The organism is Flavobacterium sp. LMO6 (assembly GCF_009495795.1).
Classification (GTDB): domain Bacteria; phylum Bacteroidota; class Bacteroidia; order Flavobacteriales; family Flavobacteriaceae; genus Flavobacterium.
In genome coordinates this window covers 1-1674 of the sequence record NZ_WIBH01000037.1, presented here as the reverse complement: position 1 = coordinate 1674, position 1674 = coordinate 1, and the positions used below count along the sequence as shown (strand labels likewise).

The window sequence follows — 1674 nt, the reverse complement described above, 5'->3', positions numbered from 1 at the left end:
TAGGTTTGAGTTTTATATCAGACAAGATTGGTCCTGTTGAGGAAAACAATGTTTATGGTGATTTTTCGTATACATTAAATTTAGGAGGCGAACATAAGTTGGCCTTTGGATTAAAAATGGGATTAACTTTTCATAATGTAGGATTGTATAGTGATATTAATTACACATTACCACAACCTACGGACCCTGCTTTTAGTGAAGATATAAGCAATACCTATTTTAATTTAGGTTCGGGATTTTTCTATTATACAAACAAGTATTATTTAGGATTATCAGTTCCAAATATGATGCGATCTAAACATTTGGATATTCAACGTACCGGAGATCAGTTAGAATTTGGTTCAGAGGTATCGCATTATTTTTTAACAGGAGGGTATGTTTTTGACATTAATGATACGGTTAAGTTCAAGCCTTTTTTCATGATGAAATCGGCTTTTGGAGCACCAACCTCTTTAGATTTATCGGCTAATTTCTTATTCAATCAGAAATTTGAGGTAGGAGGAACGTATCGTTTAGAAGATAGTTTTGGAGCGATGATAAATTATGCAGTAACGCCATCATTAAGAATAGGTTATGCATATGATCATATCGTTTCGGATTTGAAAGTAACAACGCCATCTTCTCACGAGTTAATATTGTTGTTTGATTTGAACTTCCCGAAGAAAGTATCAAGTTCACCAAGATTCTTCTAACCTAAAGCGACCAAAGTACAATGAGAAAATTATATATAACATTAAGTTTTGTGATGGTAAGTGGAATACTTAGTGCACAAAATCAATACACAAAAGCAGCAGATAAGTTGTTCGATAGATACGAATACGTTGATGCAGCCAAAGAATATTTAAAATTAGCAGAAGGTAATAAAGCCGATAGCTACGTTTATAAACAATTAGCAGAAAGCTACTATAATGTTTTTAATACCAAAGAAGCGGTAAAATGGTATGCAAAAGTAGTAGAGCAGAAGCAAGATGCGGAAACGTATTATAAATATGCTCAAATGCTAAAGGCTGAAGGAAACTTCAATGAGTCAGACAAACAAATGCAACAATTTGCACAATTGGCACCCAATGACCAAAGAGCTAAAGCATTTGTAAGTAAGCCAAATTACCTTCCAGAATTAAAAGGACAAACTAAATTATATGATATTGCCAAATCAGATGTAAGTAGTGATAAAACAGACTTTGGAGCTGTACTTACCAATGATAACAATGTATATTTTTCAAGTTCAAGAAATAATTCAAGAAAAACTAACGGATGGAACGAAGAGCCATACTTAGATATTTATAAAGCAACGTATAATGCTAATGGCACCATTAGCGATGCAGTAGCAGTTGAGAATATAAATACGAAATGGCACGATGGTCCTGCAAGTATATCAAGTGATGGAACTACGATGTATTACGGCAGCGAGAGTTTTAATGAAAAAGAGTTTACAAAAGACAAACCAAAGAATGCAAAATTTGGTAAAATTTATCTTTATAAAGCTACTAAAGAAGGTGATAAATGGGTAAACGCAAAACCATTACCATTTAACAATAAAGCGTATGATGTAAGAAATCCAAGCATTAGTAAAGATGGAAAAACATTGTACTTCTCATCGAACATGCCAGGTGGTTTTGGAGGAGAAGACATTTGGAAAGTATCAGTAAACGGAGATGAGTATGGAACACCAGA

1 protein-coding gene and 1 pseudogene are annotated in these 1674 nt (G+C 33.6%); both read left to right on the top strand.

Annotation, left to right across the window (positions count from 1 at the left end):
• Window positions 1–692: type IX secretion system membrane protein PorP/SprF (locus GFJ99_RS13210; RefSeq protein ID WP_153209510.1), on the top strand; the 692-nt coding region annotated here is incomplete at its 5' end.
• 20 nt (window positions 693–712) lie between these two features.
• A pseudogene (locus GFJ99_RS13205) lies at window positions 713–1674 on the top strand (PD40 domain-containing protein); the annotation flags it as partial.